Annotated in this window: 15 protein-coding genes; 13 read left to right on the top strand and 2 right to left on the bottom strand. The window is 60.0% G+C overall.

Annotated features, from left to right (window positions below):
- Window positions 1-50: 50 nt before the first annotated feature.
- The 4 genes from MHK05_RS07915 to MHK05_RS07900 are packed head-to-tail and all read left to right on the top strand — an operon-like array spanning window position 51 to window position 3,714.
- Window positions 51-1,727 (top strand): nitrite/sulfite reductase, encoded by a 1,677-nt coding sequence (locus MHK05_RS07915; RefSeq protein WP_200288083.1) that lies wholly within the window; start codon window positions 51-53, stop codon window positions 1,725-1,727.
- Window positions 1,724-1,975 (top strand): hypothetical protein, encoded by a 252-nt coding sequence (locus MHK05_RS07910; protein ID WP_023020766.1) that lies wholly within the window; start codon window positions 1,724-1,726, stop codon window positions 1,973-1,975. The genes MHK05_RS07915 and MHK05_RS07910 overlap by 4 nt, the downstream gene beginning before the upstream one ends.
- A gap of 9 nt (window positions 1,976-1,984) precedes the next feature.
- On the top strand, window positions 1,985-2,671 hold the full coding sequence (locus MHK05_RS07905) for a sirohydrochlorin chelatase (RefSeq protein ID WP_023020767.1): 687 nt from the start codon (window positions 1,985-1,987) through the stop codon (window positions 2,669-2,671).
- The gene (locus tag MHK05_RS07900) at window positions 2,665-3,714 is read left to right on the top strand and encodes a sulfite exporter TauE/SafE family protein (protein WP_023020768.1); all 1,050 of its coding nucleotides are present in this window, start codon (window positions 2,665-2,667) and stop codon (window positions 3,712-3,714) included. Before MHK05_RS07905 ends, MHK05_RS07900 begins: the two co-directional genes overlap by 7 nt.
- 111 nt (window positions 3,715-3,825) lie before the next feature.
- Here the strand turns inward: MHK05_RS07900 and cobA are convergent, their stop codons facing one another.
- Window positions 3,826-4,563, bottom strand: coding sequence for a uroporphyrinogen-III C-methyltransferase (gene cobA, locus MHK05_RS07895; protein WP_023020769.1), 738 nt, complete (start codon window positions 4,561-4,563; stop codon window positions 3,826-3,828).
- A 41-nt stretch (window positions 4,564-4,604) separates the two neighbouring features.
- Between cobA and MHK05_RS07890 the strand changes: the two genes are divergently transcribed.
- On the top strand, window positions 4,605-5,627 hold the full coding sequence (locus tag MHK05_RS07890) for an exopolyphosphatase (protein ID WP_239205936.1): 1,023 nt from the start codon (window positions 4,605-4,607) through the stop codon (window positions 5,625-5,627).
- 6 nt (window positions 5,628-5,633) lie between these two features.
- Window positions 5,634-6,863 (top strand): mannose-6-phosphate isomerase, class I, encoded by a 1,230-nt coding sequence (gene manA / locus MHK05_RS07885; RefSeq protein ID WP_023020771.1) that lies wholly within the window; start codon window positions 5,634-5,636, stop codon window positions 6,861-6,863.
- A 254-nt stretch (window positions 6,864-7,117) separates the two neighbouring features.
- Here the strand turns inward: manA and MHK05_RS07880 are convergent, their stop codons facing one another.
- Window positions 7,118-7,915: a hypothetical protein gene (locus MHK05_RS07880; protein ID WP_239205934.1), complete on the bottom strand. Its 798-nt coding sequence runs from the start codon at window positions 7,913-7,915 to the stop codon at window positions 7,118-7,120.
- 248 nt (window positions 7,916-8,163) lie between these two features.
- On the opposite strand from MHK05_RS07880, the gene MHK05_RS07875 reads away from it, so the two are divergent.
- The 7 genes from MHK05_RS07875 (at window position 8,164) to hpf (ending at window position 14,946) form a co-directional block, all read left to right on the top strand.
- A complete protein-coding gene (locus MHK05_RS07875) occupies window positions 8,164-8,517 on the top strand; it encodes a DUF4259 domain-containing protein (protein WP_023020773.1) in 354 nt (117 codons plus the stop codon).
- Window positions 8,518-8,584: 67 nt separating this feature from the next.
- Entirely contained in the window at window positions 8,585-9,199 is a 615-nt protein-coding gene (locus MHK05_RS07870) for a dTMP kinase (RefSeq protein ID WP_239205932.1), read from the top strand.
- Window positions 9,200-9,202: 3 nt separating this feature from the next.
- Window positions 9,203-9,895: an MtrAB system response regulator MtrA gene (mtrA, locus tag MHK05_RS07865; protein WP_023027822.1), complete on the top strand. Its 693-nt coding sequence runs from the start codon at window positions 9,203-9,205 to the stop codon at window positions 9,893-9,895.
- A gap of 68 nt (window positions 9,896-9,963) precedes the next feature.
- Window positions 9,964-11,754, top strand: coding sequence for an MtrAB system histidine kinase MtrB (gene mtrB / locus MHK05_RS07860; RefSeq protein ID WP_275434412.1), 1,791 nt, complete (start codon window positions 9,964-9,966; stop codon window positions 11,752-11,754).
- 2 nt (window positions 11,755-11,756) lie between these two features.
- Window positions 11,757-13,490, top strand: coding sequence for an MtrAB system accessory lipoprotein LpqB (gene lpqB, locus MHK05_RS07855; RefSeq protein WP_239205930.1), 1,734 nt, complete (start codon window positions 11,757-11,759; stop codon window positions 13,488-13,490).
- Between the two features lie 177 nt (window positions 13,491-13,667).
- Window positions 13,668-14,156, top strand: a complete 489-nt coding sequence (locus tag MHK05_RS07850) for a ComF family protein (RefSeq protein WP_232212580.1) — start codon at window positions 13,668-13,670, stop codon at window positions 14,154-14,156.
- A 145-nt stretch (window positions 14,157-14,301) separates the two neighbouring features.
- Entirely contained in the window at window positions 14,302-14,946 is a 645-nt protein-coding gene (gene hpf / locus MHK05_RS07845) for a ribosome hibernation-promoting factor, HPF/YfiA family (RefSeq protein WP_239205928.1), read from the top strand.
- Window positions 14,947-15,012: the final 66 nt, after the last annotated feature.

Genomic DNA, 15,012 nt, shown 5'->3' with positions numbered 1-15,012 from the left:
CGGGTAGGTTGTCTTTCAATACTTAGGAAAGGCAGGTTGAGATCTACACCATGACCACCGCGACTAATACCAAGCGCACTCCCCGCGCCAAGAAGCCCGAAGGCCAATGGAAGATTGACGGTACCAAGCCCCTCAATAACGATGAGGTAATTAAGCAGGAGGATGGTGGGCTTTCTGCCAAGCAGCGCGTCATCGATATCTATTCCAAGCAAGGATTTTCCTCGATCCCTTCTGATGACCTAGCTCCTCGGTTCAAGTGGTTGGGCCTTTATACCCAGCGCAACCAAAACTTGGGCGGTGAGATGACCGCCAAGCTTTCTAACGCTGAGCTGCAGGATGAGTACTTCATGATGCGTGTGCGCTTCGATGGTGGCCGCGCCGATCCCGCCAAGCTGCGCGCTGTGGGTGAGATCTCGCGTGATTATGCCCGCTCTACCGCGGACTTCACGGACCGCCAAAATATCCAGCTGCATTGGATTCGTATCGAGGATGTGCCCACCATCTGGGACAAGCTTGAGTCGGTGGGGCTGAGCACGCTTATGGGGTGCGGCGACGTGCCCCGCGTTATCCTAGGCTCGCCTGTCGCGGGCGTGGCAGAAGATGAAATTATTGACGCCACCCCGGCCATTGAAGAGATCAAAAATAACTATCTGCCGCGTGAGGAGTTCCATAACCTACCGCGCAAATTCAAAACCGCCATCTCTGGCAACTCCCGTCAGGACGTCACACACGAGATACAAGACGTCGCCTTCGTAGGCGTGAACCATCCAGAGTACGGCCCTGGATTCGATTGTTTTGTTGGCGGAGGCCTTTCTACTAACCCGATGCTCTCGCAGTCCCTCGGCGCCTGGGTTCCCCTAGAACGCGTGCCTGAGGTGTGGGCCGGTGTGGTCGGCATCTTCCGTGACTACGGCTTCCGCCGTAATCGAAACCGAGCCCGCCTGAAGTTCTTGGTGGCTAAGTGGGGCATTGAAAAGTTCCGCCAGGTGTTGGAAGAGGAATACCTAGATGAGCCGCTGCTGGATGGCGTCCCGTTGGAAGTCGAGCCCGGCTCTCGCGATCATCTTGGCGTGCACCGCCAAAAGGACGGCAAGTTCTACGTGGGCGTGAAGCCTACCGTGGGCCATGCCACCGGCGAACAGCTCATCGCTATCGCAGACGTGGCTGAGAAATTTGGGATTAGCCGTATTCGCACTACCCCGATGAAAGAGCTGCTTTTCCTCGACGTCGATGAAGAGGACATCCCGAGCCTATCCCGTGCGCTCGACGAGACCGGACTGTATTCCCAGCCATCCGAGTTTCGCCGTGGCGTCATTTCCTGCACCGGGCTGGAGTTTTGCAAGCTCGCGCACGTGACCACCAAGGCCCGCGCCATCGAGTTGGTGGACATCCTGGAAGACACCCTGGGTGATCTGGATGTGCCGATTTCCATCGCGCTTAACGGCTGCCCCAACGCCTGTGCGCGTTCACAGGTAGCAGACATTGGCCTGAAGGGGCAGATCGTCACTGATTCCGAGGGCAACCGCGTCGAGGGTTTCCAGGTCCATCTAGGCGGCGCCCTTGGCCTGTCTCCGGACTGGGGCCGCAAGCTGCGTGGCCACAAGGTCGTGGCCGATGAGGTGCCCGAGTACGTCATCCGCTTGGTCAACAAATACAAGGAGCAGCGCGAGGAAGGTGAGCAGTTCCGCCACTGGGTTTTGCGCGCAGCTGAGGAGGACTTGCAGTGAATTTTCGCCGCCAGCCCAATCCCAACCGCAACCATCCCAGCTTCTGCCCGTATTGCGCCGGAACCGACCTCTTTCCGGACGAGGAAGACGATTTTGCCTGGAAATGCCAGGAATGCTTGCGGATTTTCTCCGTGCGTTTCCACGGCCAGGACGATGCCCCGGTAGCCCCTGCACCGGCCGTGTCCTCCAACGAAGCACTGAAGCGCTCGCTTGCCCGCCGCGGCCACACCACGGCGCCAAAGGCTTAAGGATGCCCCATGCCCGCACTCATTACCCTGTCCCACGGTTCACGGCATCCGGGTGCTGCGGCCGGAATTGAGCGTTTGACCCAGGCCACGGGCTTGCGTCCAGCTCGCGCGGCGCACCTGGAATTCAACGAGCCCGACCTCACCGCGGCCGCGCTCGAGCTTGCCCAGATGGGGGAGACCGAGGCAATCGTGGTTCCCCTGCTTTTCACCCAGGGTTATCACCAGCGCGTTGATGTTCCGCGTGCGCTTGCCGCAGCCTCCCAGACCTCACACTTGTCCCTCCACCTCGCCGCAGGCCTCGGCACCGGCGAGGACCTCGCCCGTGTGCTCGCCTCTCGTACCCGGCCTGGCGACGCCCACGTGGTCATCTATTCCGTTGGTTCCTCCGATTCAGCGGCGAATGATGCCATACGTGAGCTCGCCCACCGCACCTTCGCGCTCACCGGCGTACCCGCGACGGTGGAATTTGCTACCCGCGGTGGCCGCGAGGGGATCGTGCGCCTGTGCCGCGAGCATGCGGACCCTAAGCGCGTGCGCGTCATACCGCTCTTTGTCACCGAGGGGCTGCTCCTAGACCGCTTGGCGGGTGTTCCCGCGACCGTTGAGCACCCGCTCGGCACTGATATTTCAGGCCTCGTCGCAGACCGTTTTCATCATGCACGCCGCGGTGCACAGGAGGTATTCGCGCCATGCTAACTCTCATTCTCATCGCCCTCGCCGGTGCGGCCGCCAACCTCGTGGACGGTGGCATCGGCATGGGGTTCGGCGTCACGTCTACCACGATGCTGCTCCTTGCCGGCCTAGGTCCCGCGCAGGCCTCTGCCGTCGTGCACACCGCTGAGCTTGGCACCACTGCCATTTCCGGTTTGAGCCACGCACGCTTCGGCAACGTGGACTGGAAGACGGTGGTCCGCCTTGGCGTCCCCGGCGGTATTGCCGCGTTTGTGGGGGCCACGTTGCTGTCGAATATTTCCACTGCCGCTGCTGCACCGGTGACCGCACTCATCCTGGTAGGCATTGGTGCTAACCTCATCTGGCGGTTCTCCCAACCGCGCCGCCGCGGTTCCGCCTACAAGCGCTCGCATTCCACTCCGTTTCTCGCCGGCCTTGGCCTGGTGGGCGGATTTGTCGATTCTACCGGTGGCGGTGGCTGGGGTCCCGTGTCGACCTCCACGCTTATGGCCATTGGTCGGGAGCAGCCGCGCCGCATTGTGGGCACGGTCAACGCCGCCGAATTCCTCGTGACCTTGGGTGCCACCGCGGGCTTTATCGTCGGCCTCTGGCACGACATCGTCGGCAACCTTGCCGCCGTTATCGCGCTTCTCATCGGCGGCGCCATCACTGCTCCGATCGCTGCGTGGCTCATCTCCCGTATCAACCCAGTCCTGCTTGGTGGATTGGTGGGCACGGCCATCGTAGGGCTTAATATCAGCAAGGTTATCGGTGGCGCCGAGACCTACTTTGGCTGGTCAGTGCCATCAGCAGTTACCTCGATAGTCATCGCCGTCGTGGTCGCTGCTGGTGCGGCCGCAACAGTTCGTGGCACGCTGCGCACTACGCGTGCCCGTGCAGCGGAATTGGAAGCAGAAAACGCTGAGGAAGCCGCCCACGCGGACTTTCATGCCCCGGATTACCCAGAGCGTGTCGCCGCCGCCCATCACTTCCACGGTTCGCGCAGGTCAGGTGTCACCATCGTGCAGGATAAGGCGCCCGAAAGCCCCGCCTCGGACCGAATGTAGCGCATCGACTGCGGCCTTTGGCCAGGCAATAGACCAAGGTTTGGCTGCAGTAGGCGGAACGCGGCCGAAAGTGGGGTTAGGGCTTATGCGAGTCTTGCTACCCTGAACCCGCTAGAGGCCGGCCACCTCGCCGATGACATAGACCGCCGGCGAGGAGATATCGTGCTCTGTTATCGTCTGCGCCAGTGTGGCCAAGGTGCAGCGGTAAGCGCGCTCGGTAGAAAGCGTGCCTTCTTGGATGATGGCGCAGGGGGTGGAAGGGGAGAGGGAGGCTGCAATAAGTGTGCTAGCAATCGCCGGTGCATTCTTAACCCCCATAATGACCGCCAGCGTGGCGCCAGAACGGGCGAGAGCTTCCCAGTCCACCAAGGATTTCTCGTGGCCGGGTGGTAGATGCCCGGAAACCACCGTGAAGCCGTGGACGATGCCGCGCTGAGTTACCGGAACGCCAACGGCTGCGGGAACGGAAATAGCTGAAGTTACGCCCGGTATGACCGTGGTGGGAATCGAAGCTTCCGCCAGCGCTTGAACTTCCTCAAATCCGCGCCCAAAGACGAAGGGATCGCCTCCCTTAAGGCGGGCTACCTTGCGGCCAGAGCGGGCATGAGTGATGAGTAACTCGTTGATCTTTTCCTGCGAGATTGACTTCTTATAGGGGAGTTTAGAGACGTCAATGAGCTCTTTGGAAGAAATATCACACAGCCTATCGAGCTGCGCTGTAGGTCCCAGGTGATCGGCGAGAATAACCTCTGCATCCTGCAAGGCGCGCATGCCGCGTACAGTAATGAGGTCCCACGCGCCGGGGCCGCCGCCAATGAGGGTCACGGGATGGATCTGTGCGGAAGTCATGGGACTCCATCTTAGTGGGTGCCCGACTATGCTTAAGCCACATGGATACCGGTAATTATGATGCCGAAACCGTGCGCTTTTTTGATGTCGCGCACGAAGGCGCTCAAATCCGCCTATTGGCCGGAGAAGTGGAGCTTTGGAGCGAGGCGCTCCGCGGGCTTAATCCTCGCTCGCTGGTCATAATCCCCACCGATGCGATTGCCAGGGAAGCCGCCCACTTGGGTGTCGGCCTTGCAGAGCCGCTGCGAATCCCGCTCGTCGTCACCGAATCGCTCCCGCGTTACGTGGGAGCATTGGACGTGGTTGTTGTCGTAGGCGAGACCGGCGAATGCGATTGGGCTTCGCGCGCATTAATTGCCGCCAGCCAGCGCGGCGCCACCACCGTTTTGATTGGCCCGGCCAAGGGCCCGCTCGTGGAGGACTGCCCGGACGATACCCTCATCGCCCCCTGCCTACCTACGGCAGAGGGCAGTTCGCCTGCCCGCAACATCGCCGCACTGCATGCTCTGTGCTGCCTGCTCTACCAGGACCCGACCGCGGTGAAAGAGATCCTGGAGGATCTTGCTGCAGCCGTGGACCGCGAACTCGCGCAGCTTTCCCCTGAGCGCGATGCCACTACCAATCCGGGCCGCCAACTGCGCGAATTTATCGAAGGCGCCCGCATCATCCACTCCTGCGTGCTCGACCCTTATTCCTTTTCTGAGCGGCGTGAGCACGTGCAGATCGACGCCCTCGTCGCTCGTATGGCTGCGACCATCTGGGCGGTGCATGGCCTGCCGAGCGCTTTCGTGGACCCTGCGGAATTGCGACGCGCACTCGACCGAGATTCCGATAGCTCCCGAGCAAATGATCTCTTCTTTGACCCCTTCATTGATGGCGATGGCACTACGGATGCTTTGGTACCCTTGAAGGTGATTTTCTGGGGGCAGGAAGAGGCGAACCTGCCCAACTCGCTTGCAGTCCGCAGCATTGACCCGGAACCGGGCCTCGGGCATCTTGCCCGCTCACTGCAGCTTATTACGCGGAGTTTCTCCGCGACCGCCTACGAGATTTCTAAAGGATAGAAACACATGCAGCTGTTGCACAGCGCCACCCGCAACTATTCCTGGGGCTCGCGTACCCTCATCCCACACCTGCAGGGTCAGCCCGATTCAGAAAAGCCCGTCGCAGAGCTGTGGTTCGGCGCCCACCCCGGAGACCCGTCTACGGTGGATGACCGCCTTCTCAATGAGGTCATTGCGGAGGATCCAGCAGGGCAGCTAGGCAGCCGCGTTTCCGCCGAGTACGGTGAACGCCTGCCTTTCCTCCTCAAGGTGCTAGCGGCCGAGGAGCCGCTATCCCTACAGGCGCACCCGTCGAAGGAGCAGGCAGAGGAAGGTTTTGCCCGCGAGAATGCCGCTGGGATTGAACTCACCGCACCCAACCGCAACTACAAGGACGATAACCACAAGCCCGAGCTTATCGTTGCGCTCACGGATTTCTATGCCATGGCTGGCTTCCGCCCGCTGGCGCGCACTCGCGAGCTTTTTGCTGCCTTGGAGTGCCCCGAGCTGGATCATTACGTTGCCATGCTGGACGAGGACCCCTCGGTAACCACCGAGTCCGCCAACCTTCGCGTTCTCTTTACCACGTGGATTACCATCCCGTCCGCCAAGCGCAAGGAACTCATCGCCGCCATAGTCTCCGCTGGTGAGCGCCTTATTGCCGCGGACCCGGCCGATTGGAAGTCCCGTGTAATGTCCACGGTGCTGGAACTCAACCAGCGTTACCCGGGCGATATCGGTGTATTGGGTGCACTGTTGCTTAACCACATCGAACTTTCTCCCGGCGAGGCCGTCTACCTAGATGCGGGCCAGCTGCACGCCTATGTCTCCGGCCTTGGCGTAGAGATTATGGCCAACTCCGATAACGTTTTGCGCGGCGGCCTTACCCCCAAGTTCGTTGACGTTCCCGAACTAGTCAAGGTTCTCACCTACGCGGCTGCCGATGAACCGCGTGTTCAACAGCAGGATAAGTCCGCTCAGAATAATGTGCACGATGCCGCCGCATGGTCTTACCCGGTCCCGATTGAAGAATTCCTGCTAGACCGTGTAGAGCTTAGCGGAGCATCTTCTGTGGATTTTGATTACGATGGCCCGACCATCGCCCTGTGTACCGCAGGCTCCGTTACCTTTACTGATGCCGCCGGCAAGACCCTCACCGTGACCCCCGGCCAAGCCGTCTGGTTGCCTGCCTCTGAGGGGCGAGTCACCGCCACTGCGGCATCCGACGCCGCCGACCTCTTCGTCGCCCGCGCTTAGCCCGCCTGCGCTTGGCTCGCCTGCGCACCAGCGCGCTTTGCCGAACCCCCTCTCCGCCGGGGCTCAGGCGAGGCGTGGAGCTTCATTTCAGGCGCGCTGCCGCAGCTTTCGTCGCTGCGCGAGTGCCTCACATGGCTGTTTCTTTTACAGCTCTAATGGTCCGGCGTATACAAAAGCACGTTTCCTCGAAATTCGCGTTCAGAATCGAGGAAACGTGCTTTTTGTATTCAGCTAATAGAGCAGTGGGCTGTGGATTAGCGTGAAGGGGCTGCCTTGCGCGGCGCCTGCTTGGTCGGCACGAAATCGGTCGGCTCTTGGTTCTGCTCGGCAGAAGGCTGCTCTGCGGCGGCTTGATCGTCGCGTGGTACTTCTGCCTCTGCGACCTCTTGCTGCTTGTTTTCGGTTAGTTGTCCCCGGTCCGGGTTGGGCTTGTTCTCACCAGTGGTTGTGCCCGTCCCATTTTGCTCCGAAGGCTGCGTCGGGGAAGGCTGCGGAGCGGACGGGGCAGTGGTGGTTTGCGGAGCGGTGCCGCCATTGCCGCCGTTGTTGCCCTGGTTGCCCTGTGGGGAACCGGTAGCCTGCGAGCCGTTTTGATTGCTTGGGTAATCAGGCGTCGGGCGCAGAACGCCTTGGCCGGTGTCTTGTCCACCCTGGATGCTGCCCATACCCTGCGAGGAGGCTCCTTGTGGGGAAATATTCTCCGGACGATAAACCTTGGTGGGCTGGGTAGCCGCCTGCGGGTGCATGACCGCATTGGGGGCTAGATACGGATCACTGTTATGCGGCTGGTGGTGCTTCGAATCGCCGGACGAAGCTGTAGAGCTTGTCGCATGTGCAGAGCGCTTCTTTGAAGGCGAATGGTCCGTGGGAGAAGTGGTGGTCTCCTCGGCCGCAGTGTGCGTCGGGGAGACGGAGGTGGTCCCGGACTGATCCGCGGCATTGGAATAGTTAGCGCTCGGCGAGCTCATGCGCCAGACTGTGAATCCGACGACGGCCGCGGCTATCAGTCCGGCCACAATGAACACGTAGACGCGGCGCGAATCTGGCTTCATCGTGGCTGTCCTTTCTGTGAGGTGGGCTGATTTAATCCCATAGGAGGTGGCGGTATAGCACCCCGGTAACAAGTTGGTAACGAGACTATCATGTTTAGGAAACATTGCTACGGCGTTGCAATTCTGTGATATGCCAACAAAACGCCAGTTCGCGGATGTAGGATGCCCTGCAAACCTTTTCATTGCGTGCTTTCTTTAGCTGGGAAAGCGTGTATAAATGGCGCTGAAAGCACCGAAGGAGTCAAAAAGTGAGTACTTGGGACGAAGATATTTTCAGCACGGACCTCAACGTCGATTTCTTGGAAGAAATGGCAAACCTCGATGAAGAAGGGGTAATTCGCGCCGTTGAGGATGCCTGCGAAGTAGCACATAGCAAGCCGCAGCTCAGTGAAGAAGAGGAACAGAACGCGCAAGCAGCAGCCACCATCGCTGCCATTTGGGCTGGCGCGCCCTTCAGTGCGGGCGAGGTTGTTGAAGACTACCCCTATATTAGGGAGCTGGTGGGGTCTGGCAGCGAAACCTTGACGGAAAATGCCCTCGAGGTACTAGAAAATGTCGAGGAAGAATATGACCTCGAAGCGTTTATAGAGGCCCTGTCCTAAGCCATACCTACTGCCCGCAGCAGTGGCCTCATGCCAGACAAAATAGAAGGGAAGGTACCCCACACCTATGCTTATCAGCATCGAAGGCATCGACGGTGCCGGTAAGAATACGCTGGTCTCCACAATCAGGGAGTCGTTGGATCGACCCGTGGAGGTCATCGCCTTCCCGCGCTATGCAGAATCGATTCACGCCCAGCTCGCCCAAAAGGCGCTCTACGGAAAAATGGGTGACCTGACAGATTCGGCATATGCCATGGCAACTCTTTTTGCCTTGGATCGTTACGGCGTAAAAGACCAATTGCAGCGAGCTAAGGGTACGGACGCCGTGGTGCTATTGGATCGGTATGTGGCTTCCAATGCGGCATATTCGGCGGCGCGACTCGAAGACGATGCCGTCATGGACTGGGTGCATGATCTGGAATTTGGCACTTTAGGCCTGCCGCAAGCGGATCTGCAGGTTTATCTGGATACTGCGGTAGAAGTGGCGTCGGAAAGAGCGCAGGCAAGAGCCCAAGCAGATGCCAACCGGGCGCGTGACCGCTACGAGCGCGATGGCGGATTGCAGGAACGCACCGCCGCGGCCTACCAGCGCCTAGCAGATGCGGGCTGGGGTGGACGCTGGATTGTCACCGCCGATGCGGATACTATAATTTCAGCGATAAAAGACCTTGTAGGAGAATAAAACGTGGCGCCCAAGATTTTGGTAGTCGATGACGATCCGGCTATCTCGGAGATGCTGACCATTGTGCTCGAGTCTGAGGGACTTAAGCCCATTCCGGTCATGGACGGCAATGACGCCGTGCCCGCCTTTGAGCAACACGAGCCGGACCTCATTCTGCTGGACCTTATGCTGCCGGGCATGAACGGCGTGGATATCTGCCGCGCCATTCGCCGTGAATCCTCCGTACCCATCGTTATGCTGACCGCCAAGACGGATACGGTCGATGTGGTACTAGGCCTTGAATCCGGCGCGGATGATTACATCACCAAGCCATTTAAACCCAAGGAACTCATCGCCCGCATTCGCGCGCGCTTGCGCCGCACCGATTCCGCGGAGTCTGAAATCTTGGAGGTGGCGGACCTCATCATTGACGTGCCGGAGCATACCGTGCGCCGCACGGATGGTACCGAACTGAACTTGACTCCTTTGGAATTTGACCTGCTGCTGGAGATGGCGCGCCGCCCCGGCCAAGTGCATACGCGTGAGTCGCTGCTGGAGTCCGTATGGGGCTACCGCAATGCCTCTGATACGCGCTTGGTTAATGTCCACGTGCAGCGCCTACGCGCCAAGATCGAGCATGATCCGGAGGATCCGCAGATTGTGCTGACCGTGCGTGGCGTGGGGTATAAGACCGGTAAGCCCGGCGCCGGGGAGTAAGAACCATCGGCATCATTGAACGTTTAAGGCGTATTCGAGACGCCTTCATTACAACGTGGCGTACCTCTTTGCAGGCGCGCGTCATTGGCATGATTTTGGTCGCCTCCTCGGTGGTCATGATCATCTTGGCCTACGCGTTGGTTTCTGTGCTGACTCAGCGCTTGGTTAGCCAAAAGGAAGACGTGGCGCAGCAGGAGCTGGAGCGTGCCCGCACGGCCGTGGAACAGCAGATTGATGCCACCAGTTCCGCCAATTCGGTGCAGGTACGCATCAATTCTGCACGTGCGGCACTGGGCCAGCTCTCTGCCCAGCAGGGCGATGCCCAGGCGGTTTATGAACCGGTCATCGTGGTGGAAAACCAGGATGGCTCGGTTATTACCTCGCCAGAAGGTTTCCCCGTGCCGGATCAGTTGCGGGAGATGGTGGATCAAGGTCAGATTGCGCAGCAGTATTTCCCGGCTCCGCGGGAAAACGGTGAGTATTACAACGCCCTGCTGGTAGGAACACCTACCGATACCGATATCCCGCATACTCAGGTCTACTTGGCACTGTCCATGGAGTCGGAAGAATCCACCATGGCATTGATGCGAGGCCTGCTTTCGGCGGCCGGTGTGGTCGTCGTGGTGCTGTTGGTGGGCATTGCCTGGCTGGCCACCCAGCAGGTTATTACGCCGATTCGTTCGGCTTCGCGCATTGCACAGCGCTTGGCGGCTGGTCATTTGAAGGAACGCATGGCCGTCGATAGTGACGATGAGATGGGCCGCCTGGCCGCGTCCTTCAATAACATGGCCGATAAGCTTTCTTCCCAGATTGCGCAGCTGGAGGAATACGGCGATTTGCAGCGGCAGTTTACTTCCGACGTCTCCCATGAGCTGCGTACCCCATTGACCACCGTGCGCATGGCCGCGGACATGATTGAGGCCGAAAGCGATAGCTTGCCGCACGGCGCCCAGCGAGCTTCCCGCCTGATGTCAAGCGAGCTCGATCGTTTCGAGGAATTGCTCGCGGACCTGCTAGAGATTTCTCGCCACGATGCCGGCGTGGCGGACCTGTCTACCGCCGCCATTGATCTGCGCTCCTGCGTGGAGTCCGCCTATGAGCAAGTCGAACATTTGGCTCGCGAGCTCAACGTAGAGGTCCAGCTCAACCTGCCGGATGAGCGCATCGCCGTCGAAGCCGATTCACGCCGCCTTGAGCGCATCTTGCGCAATCTTTTGGCCAATGCCATCGACCATTCGGAAGGCAATCCGGTAGCGGTGGATGTCGCCACCACGGAAACCGCGGTGGGCGTTACCGTTACAGACCATGGCGTGGGCTTGAAACCGGGCCAGGAAGAGCTGGTATTTAACCGCTTTTGGCGCGCAGATTCCTCCCGCAAGCGCCACTCCGGTGGCACCGGCCTGGGGCTGGCTATCGCCCGCGAGGACGCCGTCCTGCACGGCGGCACGCTGGATGCCACCGGCTACGAGGGCTTTGGCTCGCGCTTCCGCCTCATTATCCCGCGCACCCCGAATGCCGAGGTGGGAGAAGAACCCATCTCTGTGGAGATCCCTGGCGCACCCGTAAACAACCCTGCGGAAGGCGGCTCGTTGCCGGAATCGACCCCAGATGCCGGAGTTGAACTTCCAGAAGCGCAGGACTCTAGCACCGATAATCCGGGTGTCGAACCCGCCTCTGCTACGCCTGCCATTGCATCCGGGATGAGCTCACCGCGCGTCGAAAAGAGCGATAAGACTACCACTGGCCAGGCGGAGGGGGATGGCATCCTATGGCCCTCGGAACGAGAGCTCAACCGTGGTGCGGCCGCCCCAGATAGGCGCGCCTATAAGGCCCCGGACTTTGAGGGGAGGAGGAAGTGAGCGTGTTCAGCAGCAACTATTGCAAAACCGCGGTCTTTAGTACCGCAGCGGTCGTGCTTTTTGTCAGCGGTTGTTCCACTCTGCCGAGTGACACCGGGCCGCAGGTGGTAGGGACCTACCAGCGACAGGAAGACAGTCCTGGGGAAGTTATTGCACCGCAACCGGGCGATGACCCGGATCTGACGTTGCGAGATTTCTATCAGGCTTCGGCCGTGCCCGGAAATGATCACGAAGTCGCCCGTGGTTTTCTTACGGATACTGCCCGTGGTGCATGGGACGCCAGCGGCGATGTGATGGTGGTCGATAGCCTGGATATCGTTACCGCGCCCGCCAATAAACAAAGCTCGAAAGATAATGAACGCGCCTTTACAGTACGTGGCACTATTATCGGCCGCCTGAAATCCGGTGGCGCGTATGTCCCGGAAAATGAGGGCTATGAGGCAGTCATCTACATGAAGATGCAAGACGATAGGTGGCGCGTCGATGGCCTGCCGGCCGGAGTGGTGATGGAGCGCAATGAAATGCGCAACCACTACGCCCCGCAATCGCTGTACTTCTATAAGCAGAGTAACGATGTGCTGGTTCCGGATCGTCGCTGGTTGTATAAGGGTGGCGAAGAATCGGAGTCGACGCTTATCACGTTGTTGATGGAGGGGCCTTCGGCCAGCATTGCCCCTGCCACCCGCCGTGCGGCGGGGGAGAATGTTACCTATGCCGGCTATGACCGCGAGCAAGGCTACCAATTCGAAGGCCTAGTGGACTTGGACGCCCACGACCGCACTCTCTTTGCCGCCCAACTGGTGTGGACGCTTAGCAAAGCCGGCCATACCGGTCCCTTTAAGGTCAAGGCCGATGGCGGTGACCTGGTGGAAGGTATGGATAGCTTGAGCGTGGATGACTTTGCGGACTATAACCCGGAAGAAAGCAGCACCGCGTTGTCTAAGCTCTACGCCCTTAATGAGGGCAACCTGCTGGAGGTAGACGATGGCGTGGCCGAGCCCGTTCAATCCACCTTGGGCAGTAGCGGAGACGTGCAGTCCGTGGATGTGGCCGATAGCGGCCTCGTTGCGGCCGTGCGCCGCAAATCCAATAATGATTTCTCCCTGCAGATAGGCGAGCTCGATGGCCAGCTGCAGGATGCGGTGGATGGTCCCACGCTGGCACGGCCGACCTTTGAATACAACGGGCAAGCCGCGTGGACTGTGGTTGACGGAGATCGCATCGTGCGCGTGGTGCGCTCCAAGACCACGGGCCGCATCTCCAAATCCGAGGTGGATGCCCGCAGCATTGACGATATTGAGGGCGAAATCTCCGTCATCCGCTTGTCCCATAGCGGTGCCCGCGTGGCCATGGTTATCGATGGGCACGTGTATATCGCGGCGGTTGCCCAATCCAGCAGTGGGGATAAGCGCATCGTCAACGCCCGCGAGGTCGGCCCAGAAGTTTCCGGTTCGGCGCTATCGTTGGACTGGAATATGGATGGCTCGCTCATCGTTGGTACCTCCTCGAGCCAGTCACCCGTCTGGCGCATCGAGCAGGATGGTTCCTCGGCTTCGACCATGCCTACCGGTAATATCACCGCCCCCGTGGTGGCTGTAGCTTCCTCGCCCACCAAGCTTTTCATCACTGATTCTCACGCCATGCTTGAGCTACCTTCCACCGTGATGGATGAGACCAACTGGCGTGAGGTCTCTGGGCTGCAGGGCCGGCGTTCTTCCCCTATCGTTTCTAACTAGCCGTCGGAAGGCTTGTGCGGCTAGGGGGGAGGCAACACGATGAGCTTGGGGGAGCTTATTTTTCCGCGCGCGTGTGCTGGATGCGGCGCGCCGGGCGAGGTGTTGTGTGAACACTGCCGCGAGCACTTGCGGCACCCGCCCTACTTGGTAGCACGGCCCCGGCTGCTGGGGGCGCCCGTGTATGCCCTTGGCTCTTATTCCGATATTCGCCGCCGCATCATCATTGGTATGAAAGAGCGCGGCAACCAGCCGGTTCGCGAGTATGTCGGGGCCGTCTTTGCAGCTGGGCTGGCCTATCTGAGTGCCCGTGGTGATATCCCGCGCGAGTTCACCCTTGTTCCTGCGCCTACCCGTCCGCGCTCGGCGCGGGCGCGCGGGGGAGACCCTGTGGCCGCTGTGTGCCATACAGCGGCGCAGCTGCAGCGCGTGGGCGTGTGCGCGGCTCTTTCGATGGGGCAGTCCACCGCGGATCAGTCCGAGCTTAACGCGCAGGATAGGTGGGCTAACCTGCAGGGGCGAGTCCGCGTTCATGCTCCCATTGCTCGCGCCCCTGCGCTGCTTGCCGACGACGTCGTTACCACCGGCGCCACCCTAGCCGCGAGCATTGCTGCCCTGCAGGCCGCGGGCGTAGAAGTATGTGGAGCATTGGTCTTTGCGGATGCCTAGATAAAGGCGGGATCTACCCTCGAGGTAGGGGAGCGGGAAAAAATTTCGCCCTGTCAGGTCATAACCAGTGATACCATGAGGAGTGTCACAGAGAGATAGCTACTGTGATTGAATCCAGTCCCCACTACTCAAGGGAGGCATTTCAATGTCCCAGCCAAACAAAGCTCAGGTAACGATTACGGGCCGTAATGTCGAGGTCCCTGATCACTTTCAAGAGCGAGTCAATGACAAGCTGGCCAAGATTGAACGCCTTGACCCCACCCTGACCTTCTTCCACGTGGAGCTGCAGCACGAGCCGAACCCGCGCCGCGATTCTGAAGCGGATCGCATCCAGATCACCGCTACGGGTAAGGGACACATCGCCCGTGCCGAAGCAAAGGAAGATTCTTTCTACGCTGCGCTCGAGACCGCCTTGGGCAAGATGGAGCGCTCCCTGCGCAAGGTGAAGGTGCGCCGCGAAAACGTCAAGAGCGGTCACCGCGCGCAAAAGGGCACCGGAGAGATTGCCGCTGAGATGGTGGCACAGGCTGAGGCACAGCGCGCCAAGGAAGAGCGCTACGTTGACCCTTATGCTGAGACCGTCGAGGATGTTCGTCCCGGCCAGATTGTGCGCACCAAGGAGCACCCGGCTACCCCGATGAGCGTGGATGATGCCTTGAGCGAGATGGAGCTGGTTGGCCACGACTTCTTCCTCTTCGTTAACGAGGAGAATAGTAAGCCCTCCGTGGTTTATCGCCGCCACGCCTTCGACTATGGCCTTATCTCCCTGGCTGAAGACGCGGAGGCCTAAAGCGCTCGCACTTTCCTGAGGTAATGACCCCGCTGCATAACTGCAGCGGGGTCGAATTCGTATCAA

Origin of the sequence: Corynebacterium nasorum (genome assembly GCF_022347325.1) — a bacterium.
In the GTDB taxonomy this organism is placed as follows: domain Bacteria; phylum Actinomycetota; class Actinomycetes; order Mycobacteriales; family Mycobacteriaceae; genus Corynebacterium; species Corynebacterium kefirresidentii.
This window is presented reverse-complemented; position numbering and strand designations above follow the sequence as displayed.